14 protein-coding genes are annotated in these 12,474 nt (G+C 68.4%); 5 read left to right on the top strand and 9 right to left on the bottom strand.

All coding sequences use genetic code 11. From position 1 onward, the window contains the following. Nucleotides 1-23 precede the first annotated feature (23 nt). From AC4D2E_RS16325 to AC4D2E_RS16350, 6 genes are all read right to left on the bottom strand, one after another. Entirely contained in the window at nucleotides 24-1,583 is a 1,560-nt protein-coding gene (locus tag AC4D2E_RS16325; RefSeq protein ID WP_490953291.1) for a 5-oxoprolinase subunit B/C family protein, read from the bottom strand. Nucleotides 1,584-1,626: 43 nt separating this feature from the next. Continuing rightward, nucleotides 1,627-2,382, bottom strand: coding sequence for a LamB/YcsF family protein (locus AC4D2E_RS16330; RefSeq protein ID WP_490953292.1), 756 nt, complete (start codon nucleotides 2,380-2,382; stop codon nucleotides 1,627-1,629). An 83-nt stretch (nucleotides 2,383-2,465) separates the two neighbouring features. Further along, complete coding sequence (locus AC4D2E_RS16335; protein ID WP_490953293.1) at nucleotides 2,466-2,744, bottom strand: CDGSH iron-sulfur domain-containing protein; 279 nt, start codon at nucleotides 2,742-2,744, stop codon at nucleotides 2,466-2,468. Next, nucleotides 2,744-3,775 carry an iron-containing redox enzyme family protein gene (locus tag AC4D2E_RS16340; RefSeq protein WP_490953294.1) on the bottom strand — a complete coding sequence of 344 codons (1,032 nt, stop codon included), beginning with the start codon at nucleotides 3,773-3,775 and terminating at the stop codon, nucleotides 2,744-2,746. Before AC4D2E_RS16340 ends, AC4D2E_RS16335 begins: the two co-directional genes overlap by 1 nt. Before the next feature lie 201 nt (nucleotides 3,776-3,976). Further along, entirely contained in the window at nucleotides 3,977-4,438 is a 462-nt protein-coding gene (locus tag AC4D2E_RS16345; protein ID WP_490953295.1) for a DUF4383 domain-containing protein, read from the bottom strand. Nucleotides 4,439-4,470: 32 nt separating this feature from the next. After that, nucleotides 4,471-5,352 (bottom strand): manganese catalase, encoded by an 882-nt coding sequence (locus AC4D2E_RS16350; RefSeq protein WP_104167619.1) that lies wholly within the window; start codon nucleotides 5,350-5,352, stop codon nucleotides 4,471-4,473. Nucleotides 5,353-5,630: 278 nt separating this feature from the next. Between AC4D2E_RS16350 and AC4D2E_RS16355 the strand changes: the two genes are divergently transcribed. From AC4D2E_RS16355 to AC4D2E_RS16365, 3 genes are read left to right on the top strand one after another with little or no spacing between them, the layout of a single operon-like run. Further along, on the top strand, nucleotides 5,631-6,503 hold the full coding sequence (locus tag AC4D2E_RS16355) for a hypothetical protein (protein WP_490910452.1): 873 nt from the start codon (nucleotides 5,631-5,633) through the stop codon (nucleotides 6,501-6,503). Continuing rightward, nucleotides 6,503-6,955 (top strand): phage holin family protein, encoded by a 453-nt coding sequence (locus AC4D2E_RS16360; protein ID WP_104167617.1) that lies wholly within the window; start codon nucleotides 6,503-6,505, stop codon nucleotides 6,953-6,955. The genes AC4D2E_RS16355 and AC4D2E_RS16360 overlap by 1 nt, the downstream gene beginning before the upstream one ends. After that, the gene (locus tag AC4D2E_RS16365; RefSeq protein WP_104167616.1) at nucleotides 6,952-7,680 is read left to right on the top strand and encodes a DUF3618 domain-containing protein; all 729 of its coding nucleotides are present in this window, start codon (nucleotides 6,952-6,954) and stop codon (nucleotides 7,678-7,680) included. The genes AC4D2E_RS16360 and AC4D2E_RS16365 overlap by 4 nt, the downstream gene beginning before the upstream one ends. An 81-nt stretch (nucleotides 7,681-7,761) precedes the next feature. Here the strand turns inward: AC4D2E_RS16365 and AC4D2E_RS16370 are convergent, their stop codons facing one another. Both AC4D2E_RS16370 and AC4D2E_RS16375 read right to left on the bottom strand, forming a co-directional pair. Continuing rightward, nucleotides 7,762-8,355 (bottom strand): cysteine hydrolase family protein, encoded by a 594-nt coding sequence (locus tag AC4D2E_RS16370; RefSeq protein ID WP_490953296.1) that lies wholly within the window; start codon nucleotides 8,353-8,355, stop codon nucleotides 7,762-7,764. After that, entirely contained in the window at nucleotides 8,342-8,722 is a 381-nt protein-coding gene (locus AC4D2E_RS16375; RefSeq protein WP_490953297.1) for a hypothetical protein, read from the bottom strand. Before AC4D2E_RS16375 ends, AC4D2E_RS16370 begins: the two co-directional genes overlap by 14 nt. 428 nt (nucleotides 8,723-9,150) lie before the next feature. Here AC4D2E_RS16375 and AC4D2E_RS16380 point away from each other — a divergent pair, with 428 nt between their 5' ends. Both AC4D2E_RS16380 and AC4D2E_RS16385 read left to right on the top strand, forming a co-directional pair. Further along, nucleotides 9,151-10,014 (top strand): DUF2382 domain-containing protein, encoded by an 864-nt coding sequence (locus tag AC4D2E_RS16380; RefSeq protein ID WP_490953298.1) that lies wholly within the window; start codon nucleotides 9,151-9,153, stop codon nucleotides 10,012-10,014. A gap of 217 nt (nucleotides 10,015-10,231) precedes the next feature. Further along, the gene (locus AC4D2E_RS16385) at nucleotides 10,232-10,654 is read left to right on the top strand and encodes a MarR family winged helix-turn-helix transcriptional regulator (protein WP_490910456.1); all 423 of its coding nucleotides are present in this window, start codon (nucleotides 10,232-10,234) and stop codon (nucleotides 10,652-10,654) included. Here the strand turns inward: AC4D2E_RS16385 and dnaB are convergent. Further along, complete coding sequence (gene dnaB / locus AC4D2E_RS16390; protein WP_394250533.1) at nucleotides 10,651-12,027, bottom strand: replicative DNA helicase; 1,377 nt, start codon at nucleotides 12,025-12,027, stop codon at nucleotides 10,651-10,653. The genes AC4D2E_RS16385 and dnaB overlap by 4 nt on opposite strands. Between the last annotated feature and the right edge of the window lie 447 nt (nucleotides 12,028-12,474).

The following is a 12,474-nucleotide window of genomic DNA, read 5'->3' on the forward strand; positions in this document are numbered from 1 at the left end:
AACTCCATGTGCAGGGGATTCCGTCAGTGGAACCTCCGGAAGCGGACCGGGGATCCCGGAGGGAGCTGCGCAGCCCGGTCCAGGTCCTCGGGGACGACGACGGCGATCACCGGGTAGCCGCCCGTGACCGGGTGGTCGGCGAGGAACAGCACCGGCAGCCCCGACGGCGGCACCTGCAGCGCACCCCGCACGGTGCCTTCGCTCGGCAGCTCCCCCCCGAGACGCCGCGTCAGCGCGGGCCCGTCGAGGCGCAGGCCTATCCTGTTGGACCGGGCCGTCACCGTCCACGACGGGGCGCACAGGCCCGCGAGGCCGGCGTCGAACCAGCCGTCCCGCGGGCCGGGCACCACCCGCAGGATCTCCGGTGTGACCGATCGGCGGGGAACCTCCGGATCCCCGACCGTCGACCCCGGCACGGGGGTGTCCACCGGCAACCGCGTGCCCCGCGCGAGCGCGGGCGGCCCGAGGCCCGACATCGAGTCGGTCGACCGGCTGCCGAGGACCGCCTCGGCCCCGAACCCGCCCCGCACGGCGGTGTAGGCGTACAGGCCGGTCGCGGGCGCGGACTGCCGGAGCACCTCGCCCGCCCGCAGGAGGAAGGGCGCGCACAGGGCCGGCTCGCGCTCCCGTCCGTCCGGCGAGGAGATGAGCAGGCCGACGTCGGCGCCCGTGACGGCGAGCACGTGGTCCTCCCCCGCCTCGACCGCGAGTCCCCCATGGAGCGTCTCGACCCCGGCCGCTCCCGCCGGGTTGCCCACCAGCCTGTTCGCCTGGCGGAGCGCGGCGCGGTCCAGCGCTCCGGCCCCGGCGATCCCGAGGCCCATCAGCCCGGGCCGTCCCAGGTCCTGCAGCGTGCTGGAGAGGCCGGGGTCGACGACGGTCAGCCCGGCGGGCGCCTCCGCGCGGGGACGCGTGCGTTCCTCCGCCGGCACCCGACGCCCCTGACTCCTGGCTCCGCCGGCCCTGCGCACGGCGCCCAGCTCGACCACCTCCCGGACCGCCGTGAAGCGGACCCGCGTGCCCGGGTTGAGGAGTGCGGGAGGGTCCCGATGAGTGTCCCACAGCACGGCGTCCGTGCGGCCGATCAGCTGCCAGCCGCCGGGGGACTCCCGCGGGTACACGGCCGAGAACGTTCCGGCGAGCGCGACCGCGCCGGCCGGCACCACCGTCCGCGGCACGTCCCGGCGCGGGACCTCCAGCCGGGGGTCGCCTCCGGTGAGGTACGCGAAGCCCGGTGCGAAGCCCCCGAACGCCGCGAACCACGGCGTCCCCGTGTGGGCGGTGATCAGCGCGTCGACGCTCAAACCCGTCAGGGCAGCGACGCCGGCGAGGTCGGCGCCGTCGTACTGGACCTCGATGGTGACGAGCCCATCCTCCCGGGTGGCCGGAACGGCCGGGCCGGGCGTGCGGAGCCGGGTCGTGAGGGCGTCCAGCTGCCGGGCCTCGCGCACGGTGACGAGGACGGTGCGCGCCGCGGCGACCACGTCCACCTGGCCCTCGACCGGGTGGTCCCGCAGGTGGGCCTGGAGGCTGAGGACCTCCGGCAGGCCCGGCAGTTCGGCGAGCACGGCGCGGTCGCCCACGGGCCTCAGGGTCAGGTCGGCCGGCCATCCGGGGCCGGCGGTGTCAGGCGAACGCACCGACCGTCACGCCGGCGGCATCAAGGGCTCGCCGGACCGCTGCGGCCATACTGGCGGCGCCCGGGGTGTCCCCGTGCACGCAGATGCTCTCCACGGTGATCGCGATCCGGCTGCCGTCCACGGCCACGGCCTCGCCGTCGGTGGCCAGGCGCAGGACATGCGCGACGACGTCGGCCTCCTCGTGCAGCACCGCTCCCGGTTCGCGCCGCGGCACCAGCTTGCCGTCGGGCGTGTAGGCGCGGTCCGCGAACGCCTCGGCGACCGTGCGGAGCCCTGCCGCGCGTGCCTCGGCCTCGATCACGCTGTTCGGCAGGACCAGCAGCGGCAGGGTGTCGTCGACGTCACGGACGGCCCGGACCACGGCGCGGGCCTGGAGCTCGTGGACGGCGATCGTGGTGTAGAGGGCACCGTGGGGTTTGACGTAGCGCACGCTCGTCCCGGCGGCCCGTGCGAGGGCCTGCAGGGCCCCGATCTGGTAGACGACGTCGTCGGTCAGTTCACGAGGGTCGACGTCCATGAAGCGGCGGCCGAAGCCGGCGAGATCCCGGTAGCCGGGGTGCGCGCCCACCGTCACCCCGGCCCCGGCCGCCGACGCGCAGGTGGCACGGATCCCGATGGGGTCCCCGGCGTGGAAACCGCAGGCAACGTTCACGCTCGAGACCGACTCGATGATGCGCGCGTCGTCGCCCGACGACCAGTTGCCGAAGGATTCTCCGACGTCGCTGTTCAGGTCGATCGCCATGCCTGGCCCCTCTCGGTGTTCCCACCAGCATGCCGCACATGTCGGGATCGTCCATCCGCGGCGGCGCGCGGAACGGACGCGCATCAGGGCTCGGAGCGGAAGCCGATCAGCTTGTGGGAGCCGTCGCAGTAGGGTTTGAGCACGGAAGCACCGCACCGGCAGAGGGCCACGGTGCGCCGGGTCCGGGGCAGTTCCTCCCCGTCGGCGCCGAGGAGCGTGAAGTCGCCGCGGACGAGCAGCGGTCCGTCGGGACACGCCACGACGGACACGGGCGCGGCGGACCCCGAGTTCAGCGGGTGGCCGGCGCGTGCTTCCTGGGTGCCCTCGGTATCCTGCTGGTCCGCGACCCTGTCCACGCCCATCAGGCGGCCACGTCCGAGGCACGCAGCGAGGACCGCCCGGCTTCCCAGGACTCCATGATGTGCACCGTCATGAGGGTGTCGATCGCGAGACCAGCGGCAGCCCCGAAGAGGACGTCCTCGAGCAGGCGCGGATCGGACTCGACGAGCCCGCCGGCCATGTCCCGCCCGGCGATCTGCTCGTGGACGGCGTCGGCCTCGACGTGCTCGTCGAAGTATTCCGTGACGTCGGGGCCGTACCCGTGGCGCTTGAAGCCCCGTGAGTACAGGCGGTTGGGCTGGGACGAGGTCATCTCGTAGGCGGCGAGGTGCCCCACGATCGCACCCCGGAGGCGGCGGTGGAGGCCGAACAGCGACATCAGGTTGTTGACGGCCAGCGTGATCGCCGGGACGGCGTCGAGGTAGCCACCGTAGGCGTCGTCCATGCCGAGTTCGCGCATCGTCCGGGCGTAGAGCGCGGAGTGCATCCGGGCCGGCAGTCCGTTGCCGTACTCGTCCGCCTGGATCTCCACCATCGCGGCCTTCGAACGTCCGGACAGCCGCGGGATCGCGAAGGTGTGCGGATCTGCTTCCCTCAGCTGGTTGACGGACTTGTGTACGAGGAACTCCCGCAGCTGGTCGTCCGTCGCGGACTTCGCGACGAAACGGGACATGCTGGGCCCACCGTCCTCGCCGGTCAGCCGGAACAGCTCCGCGCAGACCGCTTCGCTCGTGGGCTCGGGCAAGGCGGGGACGACGGTCTCGTCGCGGACCCTCTGTTCGAAGGCGGCCTCGATGCGGTGCCGGATCCGCAGGAGGTCCGGGTCCCACTCCCAGTCGTCACCCGCCCCGTCGATGCCGCTGTAGTGCAGCTCGTACAGGCAGAAGAGTGCGAGCTGGAGGTCGTCGTCGTGCAGGATGTCCGGCGTCCGGGAGATCGACTCCCCGGTGAGCGCGTCGAGTCGGGGAAGGGCATCCTGTGCGGACGCCACGGATCCTGCGATGACGGACAGGAGGAGGGCGCTGAGTTCTCCGCGCGGGGAGGGCTGCTTCATCAAGGACCTCTTCTGTGGGCGGACGCGCCCACTGATCCGGGCCGCGATACTAAGCATACTTCGCGTCTGCGGTCGGGGGCACCCGCGGCACGTGCCACCGCACGACGACGCCGGGTCGGCCGGCGCCCGTGGGCACCCGCAGATCCGGTGTCGTCGTTCTTTCATTCAGCGCGTGGGGCTCCTCCCGGTGGAGGAACCGGGTCAGGCGCGGTTCGTGCTCCTCGAGGTGTCGCGGCTGAGGATCAGCCCGAGGGCGATCATGCCGATCGCGAGCACGAGGTGGAGCCAGTTGTCGGCATCGTTCACCGGAACGAAGTTTGCTGCCGACTGCTGGTCGATGATCAGTCCGTAGATCCACAGGATCGCGTAGATCACGCCACCACCCAGCAGGTAGGCGCGGGCGCCCGAGACGGTCTTCGCCATCGCCAGGCCGGCGACACCGAAGAGCAGGTGGACGATGTTGTGGAGGATCGACACCTGGAAGATGCCGAGCAGCAGCGCCTCGGACTGGTGTCCTGCGAACGCCATGCTGCTGTAATTGGAGGTGATCCCCGGGATGAAGCCCAGGATTCCTACCAACAGGAAGACGACGCCCACCGCCTGGGCGGCGCGCTGCAGGGTGGTACGACCACCATCCACCGTGCGGTTGTTCGTGTTCGTCATGAGACTGCCCTCTCTCGGTAGCCCGCGAAAGGCTATTCGCGGTTCAGTTTGTCCTGCAGGGTGCCCGCCATCTTCTCGACGGTGTTCGGGATCTCGGTGGTCCCGTAGAACCGCGCATCGGGGTGGGTGGCCGGCGGCATGGGAGCACTCGTCGTCGGGCCGTCGTGGTAGGTGAACTCACCTTTGCCGTCCGGCGTGGGGCCGGAGGCCCAGCTGCCCGTGGATGCCGCCTTACCGTCGGAGAAATTGAGGTACTGGTAGGCGACGCTCCGCTCTTCCTTCTTGAGGGGGAAGTTGCTCGGCACGGGCAGCTCCTCCATCTTGGACTCCTGCAGTTCCCGGGCCGCAGCCAACCACTGGTTCTGGTGCATGGTGTCGCGGGCGAGCAGGAAGGACAGCATGTCCCGGATCCCGTGGTCGTCGGTCATGTGATAGAGGCGCGCCACCTGGAGCCGGCCCTGCATCTCGGCGTTCGCGTTGGCCGTGAAGTCGGCGAGCAGATTGCCGCTGGCGGTCACATAGCTCCCCTGCCACGGATTGCCCATGCTGTCCACCGGCCGTGCCCCGGCGCCTGCGACGATGGCGTGCTGCATGTCCGTGCCACCGAGTACGGCCGCGACGGCCGGGTCGGACTGAACGGCGTCCTCGGTGATTCCGAGCGGCGCCTTCTCGAGGAGCTGGGCGATCATCGTGGCGAGCATCTCGACATGACCGAACTCCTCCGCGCCGATCCCGAACAGGAGGTCCCGGTACTTGCCGGGGATGTGCGCGTTCCAGGCCTGGAAGCTGTACTGCAGGGCCACGGTGATCTCGCCGTACTGGCCCCCGAGAACCTCCTGGAGCTTGCGGGCGTAGACCGCGTCGGGCTTGTCGGGGGTGGCTTTGTACTGGAGCTCTTGCTTGTGGAAGAACACTGGTGCTTTCCTCTCCGCGTCGGGACCCCGGGGATTCCGCTCCTTCTGGAAGCGGCCGCTGGAGATCCTGTCGTGTCGACGCTAGCGGCAGGCCTGCTCGTTCCGTAAGATGCTAAGTCTACTTGTTTTTATCTTGCAGTATCTGGAGAAAGAGCTTGCGAGATTGAAGCTAAGCATGCTTAGCTTTGGGAACAAGTCCAGCACGAACTGCCGGACCATCGCATCGAGAACACGATGGAGCATCCGCTTTAACGGCAATATCAACGTAAGGAACAACCATGACTACGCAGAATTGGCCGCAGGATCCCCTGGTTCCCTCCACCACCGGGCCTGAGTCGTCCACCGCGGACCTCAGCACCCATGAGCTCGGCAGCACAGAATTCTCCGGTGGCACCACCGGTTCCGACGACTCCAAGAAGTCTGCGGCCAAGGACCAGGCCAAGAAGGTAGGCCAGGACGGCAAGGAAGCGGCGAAGAACGTCGCAGGCACCGCCGCGGCCGACGCCAAGGATGTCGCCGGCACCGCCGCCACCGAAGCGAAGAACGTCGCGGCCGAGGTCGGCTCGCAGGCAAAGAACCTCCTCGGTACCGTGACCTCCGAGGTCAAGTCCCAGGCCGGGACCCAGCAGCAGAAGATCACCGAGGGCATTCGCGGCGTCTCGGATGAACTGCAGTCCATGGCCGACAAGTCGGACAACCACTTCGTGTCGGACCTCGTCAAGCAGGCATCGCAGCGCACGGGATCGGCGGCGAGCTGGCTCGAGAACCGCGACGCCTCCGACATCCTCGAGGACGTCAAGGCGTTCGCACGGCGCAAGCCGGGGACCTTCCTCGCCATCGCGGCAGGCACCGGCCTCGTCGTCGGCCGTCTGACCCGCGGCGCCAAGGGCAACAGCGATTCGGCCGGCACCTCCGGCCGGGACTCCTCGTCCGCCGGAACCGCCACGACGGGTACGTACTCCGGGTACACGCAGGTCGGCTCCGACGCCTACAGCGGCACCCCCGCCTCCGCGGGCTTCGGCGAGACCACGGGCGGACAGCACGTCGCCGGCTCCAACCCGGCCTTCGTGGACCCGACGGACGATTACCCCACCATCGCGCCCGGCACCCCTCCCGTGGGCACCCGGCCGAATGACGGGGGCCTGCGCTGATGAGTGAGGCATACACCGGTGGCGCCCATCAGGCCGCCGCACCCCTGCCGACAGAGGCCGAGCAGCGCTCCGCCAGTGCGTCGGTAGGAGAGCTGCTCGGGGAGGTGACGAAGGATCTCTCCAAGCTCATGCGCCAGGAGGTGGCCCTGGCCAAGGCCGAGGCCACCGAGTCGGCCAAGAAGGCCGGCAAGGGCGCAGGCATGTTCGCCGGCGCAGCCGTCGGAGGCCACTTCGTCCTCCTGTTCCTGTCCCTCGCCCTCATGTGGGGCCTCGGTGCCTTCATGCCGCTCGGCTGGGCCGCCGTGATCGTGGCCGTCCTCTGGGGCATCGTCGCCGCGGTGCTCGCCATGAAGGGCAAGAAGGAAATGCAGCAGGTCAAGGGTCTCCCCCAGACAGCGGAGACCGTCAAAGAGATTCCGCCGACACTGAAACCAGGTGAGCACACCCCATGAGCCAGACGCCAGATGAGATCCGCGCAGATATCGAACGCACCCGCCAGGAATTGGGGACGGACGTCGACGCCATCGCCGACAAGGTGAACCCCGCGAACATCGCGCAGCGCCAGACCGACAAGGTCAAGCACAGCTTCAGCAACGTGAAGGAGACCGTCATGGGCAAGGCCGAAGACGTCAAGGATTCCGTGCTCGGCAAGGCCGAGGACGTGACGGGGGCGGTCAAGGACAAGGCCGGACACGCCAAGGACAAGACCGGCAGCGGCTTCGACAGCGGCCTCGGCAGCGCTCACTCAGCAGCCGGTTCCGCCCGGGACAAGCTCCAGCATGCCGGCCACACGGTCCAGGGAGCACCCGCCCAGATCTCGAACAAGGCAGCGGGCAACCCGCTCGCCGCGGGGCTGATCGCCTTCGGCGCCGGGCTCCTCGTGGGCTCGCTCATCCCTGCCAGCCAGAAGGAGCAGCAGGCCGCCGCCCAACTCAAGGAGCAGGTTGCACCCCTGAAGGAGAAGGTCACCGAGGCAGCCAAGCAGGTCGTCGAGGAGGTCCGGGAGCCGGCACAGGAAGCGGTCCAGTCCGTGAAGGAATCGGCCGCCGATTCCGTGCAGACCGTCAAGGACGAGGGCCAGCACGCCGTCAAGGACGTCAAGGGTGAGGGCCAGCGGGCCGCCAGTGACGTCAAGGGCAGCGCGCAGGATGCCAAGTCGAACGTCCAGCAGCGCTGATCCACCACGCACTGACGGCGGTCACCGGAGCTTCTCCGATGACCGCCGTCGTCGTTCCACCCCGATGTCGCAGCTCGCGCATCACGCGAACAGCGACTCCGCCTCGACCCGGCCGAGGACGGACTGGCGGTACCCCACGGAGATGATCTCCAGCATCGCATCGGCGTACTGCTCGTTCGTGCTGCCGATTGCGTCGAGGGCGTAGCTGACCTGGAAGTCGTGTGCGAAGGCGTCGGCCCCCGTCTGCGCGATGCAACTGTGGGTCGAGACACCGGCGAGGACGAGGTGGTCCACGCCCAGGGCGCGGAGCCGCACCGCAAGATCGGTGCCGAAGAAAGCGCTGTCACGGGACTTCGTCACGACCTCGAGGCCGTCCACGCGCAGCCCTGCAACGACGTCCGCCTGATGACTGCCGCGGAAGATAAAGCCCTGACCGTCGTCGAGCATCGACCGCGTCCACGTCGAGCCGTCCCGCAGGTGTTCGGTGCGCACCACGAGCGCGGGGGCCCCTCCGCGCTGCGCGACACCGATCAGCCCGTTGCAGGCCGCGACAAGGCCCTCCTGCTGCCTGGCGAGGGTCTCGTCCTCGAAGAAGGCGTTCTGCATGTCGATGACCAGCAGGGCGATCCTGCCCTCGCCTCTTCCGGCTCCGGGACCCGCGTCAGCTGGCGGCATCCGGCCCCCCGGCCGCGCCCGCCGTCAGGTCGATGAACGCCCGCCCGCCGTCGTGGCGCAGCCCGCGTACGAGCGACGGGTCGAGGCTGATCAGCGAGGCTTCCTGGGCCTGGGCGGACCGGGCCGAGCCGGCCACGCCTCCGAGGACGTCAGGACCGTAGCCAGGAGCCTCCGCGAGGCGCCTGACCTCCACCTCCTGCAGATTGGCCGCCAGCCCTATCTCGGCGTGCGTGAGGCCGGTGGCCAGAGCCTGCCGGATCGCCTCGCCGCAGGCGATCACCAGGCGGTCGCGCTCGAACTCGGCGTTCTCGAGATCCGCGGCGGCGATCATGACCTCGTGGATGTACGGGGGACGTGGTGCTGACATGAGTACCCTTTCACGGGAGCTCGGCGAGTCGGCCGGCCGCGTGGCAATGGGTGCTCCGGATTCCGCCCTGTCGTCCGGCGTCCCCGAGTGACCTACCGGCGCTCGAAGCTGACGACTGCAGCGGATCCTTCGCATCAAGCGCACGCGTGGGGCGATTCGAAGGGTTTCAGGCCGGTGGCTGGACCTTCTGCCCATCATACGGACGCGACCGGCGCCGCGAAAGTTGCTGCGCCGCGACCACCGCGGATGAACGGCCACGGTGCGGCTCGATCCGAAGAAAACGCTAAGCCTGCTTCCCATCCGGTACTAAGTATGCTTACTCTAGAGGCCGGTGGTCTCGGGGGCTCTAGCCCCCGGTGGAACCTCCCGGTGGAACACAGCCGAGAAATCCATACCCTCACAGTGAGATTACTCAGAAGGAGAAGGAAATGATTACTCAGGACAACATCGACACCATGCTCGGCAACGGCGGCAACGTGCTCGGTTCGGACGGAGAGAAGATCGGCTCGATCGGCCAGGTCTACCTCGACGACCAGACCGGCGAGCCCAGCTGGGTCACGGCGAAGACGGGCCTGTTCGGCACCTCCGAGTCCTTCATCCCGCTCCAGGGCGCCGACGTCGAAGGTCATGACGTCCGGGTTCCCTACAGCAAGCACCAGGTGAAGGACGCCCCGCGCATCGAGTCCGACGGCAATCTCAGCCCGGAGGAAGAGGATCGCCTCTACCGCCACTACGAGATCGGCGGCGGCACCAGCAACTACACGGACACGACCCGCACGACGACCGGGACTGGCACCGCCGGCCTGAACGACCGCGATGTCGACCTCGACACGAGCGGCCGCCGCGCGGACCTGACGGACACGGACCGCGGGACCGTGGGCCACGACACCTCCGGCCCCACCACGGACGATGCGATGACCCGCTCCGAGGAGCAGCTGCGCGTCGGAACGGAAAGCCGCGAGGCCGGCCGTGCCCGCATGCGCAAGTACGTCGTCACCGAGAACGTGACGAAGACCGTCCCCGTCAGCCGCGAGGAAGTCCGCGTGGAGCGCGAGCCCATCACGGACGCCAACCGTGGCGACGCGCTCGACGGCCCGGCCATCAGCGAGGAGGAGCACGAAGTGACCCTCCACGCCGAGCGCCCGGTCGTCGAGAAGGAAGCGGTCCCCGTCGAGCGCGTGCGCCTCGACAAGGAGACCGTCACCACCAACGAGACCGTCAGTGAAGAAGTCCGCAAGGAGCAGATCGACGTCGACGGCGACGAAGGCACGCGCCGGGGCAACAACCGCTAGCATGTGCTGATTTAGGAGGACCCGGGGCATCGCCCCGGGTCCTCCTGCCGTTGGAGGGGCAGCACCTACCGCCTCCCCGGAAGATGTGAGCAACCTTCTTGCCCGTAGTGCAGGAATTATAATAAGCCTGCTGTCTATTTCGGGTATTGTTATCTAGAGTAAGTAGCAGGAACGAGCGGATTTACCCGCTGACGACCGAGGGGAAGGACACGCTATCGTGCCTGAGTTGAACGATTGGTCGACCAGCCGCCTGTTGACGACCGCAGCCCGCATTGTCGAGCATTCCTGGAACGAGAAGCTCCTGAGCATCGGCATCACGCACGCGGGTCTCACGACGCTGGGAGTGCTCGAACGTGAAGGTACCCTCACCGGCGTGCGACTCGCCCAGCTGGTCCACGTCCAGGCGCAGACGGTGGGGCGTACGCTCGATCGCCTCGAGAAGCGGGGCCTCGTGACCCGGCTCCGTAACTCCGCCGATCGGCGCAGCCAGCGCATCACGATCACGTCGGCCGGGCTGAAGGCCCTGGAGCGGGCGAAGAACATCGAGAACGAACTGATGGCCGAGGACGGCCTCGCCTCCGAGGACCTGCGCGATCGCCTCAAAACGGTCATCCTCGAGCTCGGACCCAAGAAGGACTAGTAGCCTCCGCCGTCCGCGGCCATGTTGTTGAAGCGTGAGTAGTGGCCCTGGAACCCGACGACGAGCGTCTTGGTGGGACCGTTACGGTGTTTGGCGACGATGACGTCGGCCTCACCCGCGCGCGCCGACTCCTTGTCGTACACGTCGTCGCGGTGCAGCAGGATGACCATGTCGGCATCCTGCTCGATCGACCCCGACTCGCGCAGATCCGAGACCTGCGGCCGCTTGTCCGTCCGCTGCTCGGACCCACGATTCAGCTGCGACAGCGCCACCACCGGGACATTGAGCTCCTTCGCCAGCAACTTCAGGGCACGTGAGAACTCCGAGACCTCCTGCTGACGGGATTCCACCCGCTTCCCGGAGGACATGAGCTGCAGGTAGTCCAGCACCACGAGCTTGAGGTCGTGACGCTGCTTCAGCCGCCTGCACTTGGCCCTGATCTCCATCAGCGACATGTTCGGGCTGTCATCGATGAACAGCGGGGCGTCGTTCATGCGCCCCATGGTGGTGGCGATCTTCCCCCACTGCTCGTCCTTGATCGTGCCCTTGCGGAGATCCTGCAGCCCGATGGTGGCCTCGGCGGAGAGGAGGCGCATGGCGATCTCGTTGCGGCCCATCTCGAGGGAGAAGAAGACCGTGGTCATGTTGTGCTTGATGGCTGCCGACCGGGCCCAGTCCAGGGCGAAGGTCGACTTGCCCATCGCGGGGCGGGCGGCGACGACGATCATCTGGCCGCCGTGGAGTCCCTGCGTGAGCTCATCCAGTTCGTAGAAACCGGTGGGCACGCCCGTCATGCCCTCGCCCTTGTGGCCGGCCGACTCGATCTCGTCGACCGTGCCCTCGATGATGTCCTTGAGCGCCACGTAGTCCTCGGCGGTGCGGCGTTCCGCCACCGCATACACCTCGGCCTGGGCCGCATTCACGAGGTCGTCCACCTCGCCGTCGTTGGAGTAGCCGAGCTGCACGATCTTGGTACCCGCGTCGACCAGCCTGCGCAGGACGGCCCGCTCCCGCACGATCTCGGCGTAGAAGCCCGCATTGGCCGCCGTCGGCACGGACTGGATCAGCGTATGGAGGTAGGCAGGGCCGCCGATGCGGGAGATCTCGCCGCGCTTGGTCAGTTCGTCGGACACCGTGACGGCGTCGGCCGGCTCGCCACGGCCGTAGAGGTCGATGATGGCCTCGTAGATGCTCTCGTGGGCGGGCCGGTAGAAGTCCACGCCGCGAAGGACCTCGACGCAGTCGGCGATCGCGTCCTTGGACAGCATCATGCCGCCGAGCACGGACTGCTCCGCCACGAGGTCCTGCGGCGGCGTACGCGAGAATTCGGGGCTCCGGGTGTCCGATGATGAGTCTGCATGTGCGAGGGACACTGAGGGGCCTTTCTCCTACTGTCGAAGCGGTTGCGCCGAGGCGTCAACCGGACACCCGGGGCGGGTCCGACAGGAACAGGCCTATCACCCGACACCCTCACTTTTGGGAATCCCCCGCAACGCTAGTCCCCTCCCGGGGCACCGCCAAGCGCTGTGCCAACAGGGGCTGTGGGTAAGTGTGAATAAGCTGTGGATTGCACGGCATATCTTGTGCACAGGATGGGGACAACCCTGTGGACAAGAAAACATCTCGACCATGAATCAGCGTCTGACCTGCGACGATGTTGTCCACGGCCTGTGGACCGAGATTGGTGGTGAGACATCGGTCATCCACAGGACTGCTGTTGACAGGACCGCCGCGGGCGTTGTTCCAGTGGCGTGGCCGCATATATACCCGCAGTGCAACCCTCGGGAAACTCACAGATCCGGGAAGTTCCGCGCCGGCGC

Source organism: Arthrobacter sp. TJ-265 (assembly GCF_058269135.1).

Coding starts and splice junctions, on each gene's coding strand:
- AC4D2E_RS16355 (WP_490910452.1), top strand. CDS start 5,631: ATGACTACGCAGAATTGGCCGCAGGATCCCCTGGTTCCCTCCACCACC.
- AC4D2E_RS16380 (WP_490953298.1), top strand. CDS start 9,151: ATGATTACTCAGGACAACATCGACACCATGCTCGGCAACGGCGGCAAC.
- AC4D2E_RS16335 (WP_490953293.1), bottom strand. CDS start 2,744: ATGGGCGTGGACAGGGTCGCGGACCAGCAGGATACCGAGGGCACCCAG.
- AC4D2E_RS16360 (WP_104167617.1), top strand. CDS start 6,503: ATGAGTGAGGCATACACCGGTGGCGCCCATCAGGCCGCCGCACCCCTG.
- AC4D2E_RS16375 (WP_490953297.1), bottom strand. CDS start 8,722: ATGTCAGCACCACGTCCCCCGTACATCCACGAGGTCATGATCGCCGCC.
- AC4D2E_RS16370 (WP_490953296.1), bottom strand. CDS start 8,355: ATGCCGCCAGCTGACGCGGGTCCCGGAGCCGGAAGAGGCGAGGGCAGG.
- AC4D2E_RS16330 (WP_490953292.1), bottom strand. CDS start 2,382: ATGGCGATCGACCTGAACAGCGACGTCGGAGAATCCTTCGGCAACTGG.
- AC4D2E_RS16345 (WP_490953295.1), bottom strand. CDS start 4,438: ATGACGAACACGAACAACCGCACGGTGGATGGTGGTCGTACCACCCTG.
- AC4D2E_RS16340 (WP_490953294.1), bottom strand. CDS start 3,775: ATGAAGCAGCCCTCCCCGCGCGGAGAACTCAGCGCCCTCCTCCTGTCC.
- AC4D2E_RS16365 (WP_104167616.1), top strand. CDS start 6,952: ATGAGCCAGACGCCAGATGAGATCCGCGCAGATATCGAACGCACCCGC.